Below are 4,654 nucleotides of genomic sequence, written 5' to 3'. Positions count from 1 at the left end.
TCTTCTACTTTGTCATAGTTGCCGACCAGAGCATAGGCTTGGGCGATTTCATGGACTGAAGCCTGATGCCTGGTTCGGTACTCTTCTACCTCGGCAGGGTAGCCCCCTTGAGCATAGCCTTTAACAATTGCATATATCGAAGCCTGATGCCTGGTTCGGTACTCTTCTACCTTGGCATGGTTGCCGGCCAGAGCATAGATTATGGCGATTTCATGGACTGAAGCCTGATGCCTGGTTCGGTACTCTTCCACTTTGTCATGGTTGCCGGCCAGAGCATAGCCTTCGACAATTACATGAACTGAAGCCTGATACCTGGTTCGGTACTCTTCTACTTTGTCATAGTTGCCGACCAGAGCATAGGCTTGGGCGATTTCATGGACTGAAGCCTGATGCCTGGTTCGGTACTCTTCTACCTTGGCATGGTTTCCAGCCTCAGCATAGATTTTGGCGATTTCATGGACTGAAGCCTGATGCCTGGTTCGGTACTCTTCTACCTCGGCAGGGTAGCCCCCTTGAGCATAGCCTTTAACAATTGCATATATCGAAGCCTGATGCCTGGTTCGGTACTCTTCTACCTTGTCATGGTTGCCGGCCAGAGCATAGCCTTTGGCAATTTCATGGACTGAAGCCTGATGCCTGGTTCGGTACTCTTCCACTTTGTCATGATTTCCATCTAATGCATAGATTAGAGCTATTTGGTGCACTGTATTTTGACGCGTTGTTATAAGCTCACGAAGTTTTTTATAATTTTTTGCTTGAGCAAGTAATAGAAGCTCTTTTGAATTTGCCATATTTAACTCAAAGTACATAAATCGCGCATTATATCGTTTCGTTTACTAGTAATCCATTGTGATTTATATATGGTCACTCTGTCGCAGGGGGGGTAATTATTGACTCTCAAGGTGAAATAAGCTCGCGATAAATTGAATCATCTTGTGTTAAAGGACAAAAATAGAAGGGATTCAGGCCAGAAAATTACAGGATTTAAGTTGATTAGAGTTGATGCATCCAATTTACTCGTTCGAAAAATAGATCCTATATAATTTAAGATAGGTACTATCTTTTTCTATGTCTTCTAATATTACGTTGATACGCTCAACTAACTTTTTATTTTTTGGTAATGCCAGGATTGCTATACCATTTCCAATGGTGTGTATTCTGCCTAAGGGCTTAAATTGTGCGCCACCTTCTTGAATCCAATAATTGACTGATGAGCGATCAAGAAAGGCTGCAGCGATTGAATGATTATTTAAATCAGCCAACACGTCTTCAACGTCTTCATACAGAGTAATTTGAAATCGTTTCTGGTAATGATTCAGGAGATAATTATAAAACACACCTCCATTGAGTATGTTTCGCAAAACACCAACGGTTTGTCCTTGCAATCCATTGACGGAATTAATAGGGTTCTCTTTCAGTACTAAAAACTGCCCTTGACTTAGCATATAAGGCAAACTAAAAATAAATTTTATTTTAAGGGCATAAGAAACCGGAATACCTCCCATTGCCAAATCAACTTCGCCTTCTTCTAACTGTTTGTAGAGTGCATTCATACCCATTGGAATAGATCTACAGTGTTCTTGCAAGCGCTCGCAAAGTAATTTCGCTAAATCAATATCAAAGCCATTGTGCGGGGATAGAATATAAGGTGGCTTAAACATGAGGGTACCAATAGTCAGCGCGGCATAACTCGTTGAGGATAGGAGAAGACAGAGGACTATCAATATAGTTTTAATTCGCATTTGTTTTAATTCCTTTTAAGCACTTGCACATCCTGGTGCAAGGTAATATGACCTTAGTTTACTTTAGTTGATTTTTGCAACCTATATCAACAGACCAGGATTTAACCCATTGATTATTTTAAGTCTATCAGGTAACCATAGGCTGTTCACTTTCAATGTTGTTGACAATCCCCTGGCGCCCTCGCAAAATCGCTGCCTCAATGAATATCAGAAAATATAGAGGATAAACCAGATGGTTAAGCATGATAAGCGGCAATGGTTAAAGGGGGTTGGCGTATTGTGCTTTGCATGGGTTTTAGCAGGCATCAAGGTCTATGCAGACCCAATTAATCGCCCCCAGGATACCCCTTATCAGCAATTAGAAAAATTTATTCCTCTTTATCTTGACGCAGTAAAGAACCCTTGGCAGGCAATTGTAACGGATAAGGCATTACGAATTGGTTGTCGAGATAATGCGGTTATCACCCTCCGTAAGCGATTACAAAAGACAGGGGAGCTCCCAACCTCTGCCTCGATGAATGATTCCTATTTTGATAAAGAATTGGAAAAGGCTGTCCAGGTATTTCAGGAAAGGCATGGTATTTTAGCTGATGGTATTGTAGGGAAGGATACATTGAACGCTTTAAATATTTCACCACAAAAGCGGTTGCAGCAGATTTATATTAACATAGAGCGCTGGAAAACATTTAGTAAGCAGGTTACCCCTAAATACATATGGATTAATGTTCCAGACTATCGTTTACGTTATGTCAGTAAGCATAAGACCAAAATAACCTCACGTGTTATTGTGGGTAAGCCCACGCGGGCAACGCCGGAAATAGATTCTGAAATAACTCATATTATTATCAATCCTTATTGGAATGTACCGCCCACCATAGTCAGGCAAGATCTGATTCCAAAAGCACTGACTAATCCAGGCTATCTGGGAGAACAGCACATTCGGGTTTTTCATAGGGATTCATTAAAAAATGAAATTCCATTAAATAAAATTCGCTGGTCTGATGTCGCTATTAACCCAAGCACCTATTTGTTTCGGCAGGATCCTGGCTCAAAGAATGCCTTGGGACAGATTAAGTTTCACTTCGCTAATTCTCACTCAGTCTATTTGCACGATACGCCTGCAAAAGAATTATTTAACAAGGAAAAGCGCTTCTTTAGCTCAGGATGTGTCCGTTTGGAAAACCCGTTAACCCTTTTTGAAAAAATTGCTAAACATGAGGATTCGATTAAGGTTCAATTACCAGATATTAAACAACTATTAGAATCTGGACGTACGGTCAGTTTTAAGTTGGCAAATCCTATTCCTATTCGTGTGACTTATATTACAGCCTGGGTCAACGAGGAGGGTGTGTTACATTTTTGGGATGATGTTTATCAACGAGATCATCGCTTATTAATTAACTCGCGTAATCGAACTAAAGATCTTCCTCAACCAGCGTAAAGCAACCTGGTTGCCTGCAACCCAGGTGACCAGGCTACACGGCTTCTTCAAACCCGTACTGGGGCGCTAATTTGAAAAATTAGACTATATTTTAACAATAGACTCGTAAAGCGAATTTGACAGGGCAGAGCACCTTTTAAGAATCAAATCGGTTCTTGACACGGGTACCCTGTCCTTATTCTTCATTGGACAAGGAGTGTATAAATGAAAAAAATAACAGGATTGTTCACTACCATTACCCTTAGTTTAATTGTAGTGCCTGGTTATTCTCAAACATTTTATAAACAGATCGTTTTTAGCCATACACATACAGCGAATGAGAAAGTAATGACTAAGGACGAATGCAAAGACATTATGAAGCCTATCTATCTTAGTTATGACAATAAGGCCACAGTAGAGAATATGCCTTCCAACATTAAAATGTCTGGAGGTAAAGAAGACAATCATAAAGTAAGTGATTATCAAATAAGACGAGCTGTGCCTACTGCTAATAAAAACATTAGTATTTTTGAAGGAGTGGCTCAGCAAACCTTTACTGTCAATGGTAAAGAAATCAAAACAAAATTAAATGAAGTTGTTTTTTTTGATCATACCAAAGAAACAGTAATAGGGTACTGGGATAATCAATATTGCTGGGGTTCTTTATATTCTAAACATATCGATGCACGTGATTTCCATAAACGAGTCAATAAGTAAGTCGCTATCATGCAATAACCTGGCTATTTGGGGTGCAATCATGACCTATATTATTACCAAAACATTCAAGATAGATGTAGCAGAGAGAAATTGGAAGAAAGGACGCGCGCAGACGCGTGGAAAAGATCATTATGATCTGAATGACATGTGTCCCGAATTTCAAATACATGGTCATACCTTGCATTTTGATATTAGTTTAAAAGGTCATGAGTTAGATGAAACTGGGTTTATCCTGGATACAGACATATTAAAAAATTTAATGAAAGAGAAAATTAAAGCGTTAGATCACTCTTTCCTGTTGCATAAACTGGATCCGCTTTATGCTGATATAGAAGTACTGGTTGAAAAGCACAGGATCAAGATTTACGCTACAGAGTATGTCATCTCGTACGAAAATATAGCGAAGGATATTTTTCTTTACTGTGCAAAACAACTTAAACAACATGGTCTTGAGGATAGCGTTTCTGTTGATTCAGTGTGCGTTTACTCCAAAACCATTTCAGGCACCTACACCGAATCGCAGGCGAATTAGTAATAAAAACCAATTTGCTCTTCTTATCCACTCTCCGCGATGAGTAAAAAGGGGAAATCCAGGATTGAAAAGTATTTCCTGTAGTGAGTTTCTGAAAACACGCTAAATTTTCAGTTGCAACTCACCACGGAATACCATAAGATTATTAGGCATTTTGCGACATTTCAATGCAGTTGTACAAGCGCTGATAGGAGGGACGGCAATCCCCCGCTACCAGCTAACCACAATTTACACGGGAGTAAA

General features: G+C 39.8%; 5 protein-coding genes. 3 read left to right on the top strand and 2 right to left on the bottom strand.

Going from position 1 to position 4,654, the window contains the following annotated elements; translation table 11 throughout:
- Both ACN4Z1_RS06430 and ACN4Z1_RS06425 read right to left on the bottom strand, forming a co-directional pair.
- The coding region (locus ACN4Z1_RS06430) for a hypothetical protein (protein ID WP_419423039.1) at window positions 1-791 on the bottom strand (791 nt) is incomplete at its 3' end.
- Window positions 792-1,013: 222 nt separating this feature from the next.
- Window positions 1,014-1,742 carry a transporter substrate-binding domain-containing protein gene (locus ACN4Z1_RS06425; RefSeq protein ID WP_419388223.1) on the bottom strand — a complete coding sequence of 243 codons (729 nt, stop codon included), beginning with the start codon at window positions 1,740-1,742 and terminating at the stop codon, window positions 1,014-1,016.
- A gap of 232 nt (window positions 1,743-1,974) precedes the next feature.
- On the opposite strand from ACN4Z1_RS06425, the gene ACN4Z1_RS06420 reads away from it, so the two are divergent.
- From ACN4Z1_RS06420 to ACN4Z1_RS06410, 3 genes are all read left to right on the top strand, one after another.
- The gene (locus ACN4Z1_RS06420; protein WP_419388222.1) at window positions 1,975-3,183 is read left to right on the top strand and encodes a L,D-transpeptidase family protein; all 1,209 of its coding nucleotides are present in this window, start codon (window positions 1,975-1,977) and stop codon (window positions 3,181-3,183) included.
- 204 nt (window positions 3,184-3,387) lie between these two features.
- Window positions 3,388-3,879, top strand: coding sequence for a hypothetical protein (locus ACN4Z1_RS06415; protein WP_419388221.1), 492 nt, complete (start codon window positions 3,388-3,390; stop codon window positions 3,877-3,879).
- A gap of 40 nt (window positions 3,880-3,919) precedes the next feature.
- On the top strand, window positions 3,920-4,411 hold the full coding sequence (locus tag ACN4Z1_RS06410) for a 6-pyruvoyl trahydropterin synthase family protein (RefSeq protein WP_181879370.1): 492 nt from the start codon (window positions 3,920-3,922) through the stop codon (window positions 4,409-4,411).
- The last annotated feature ends 243 nt before the right edge of the window (window positions 4,412-4,654 follow it).

Origin of the sequence: Legionella sp. ST3F1 (assembly GCF_048553315.1) — a bacterium.
Classification (GTDB): Bacteria; Pseudomonadota; Gammaproteobacteria; order Legionellales; family Legionellaceae; genus Tatlockia; species Tatlockia donaldsonii.
The sequence above is the reverse complement of the archived record's forward strand: the minus strand, read 5'-3'. Positions and strand labels throughout refer to the sequence as shown.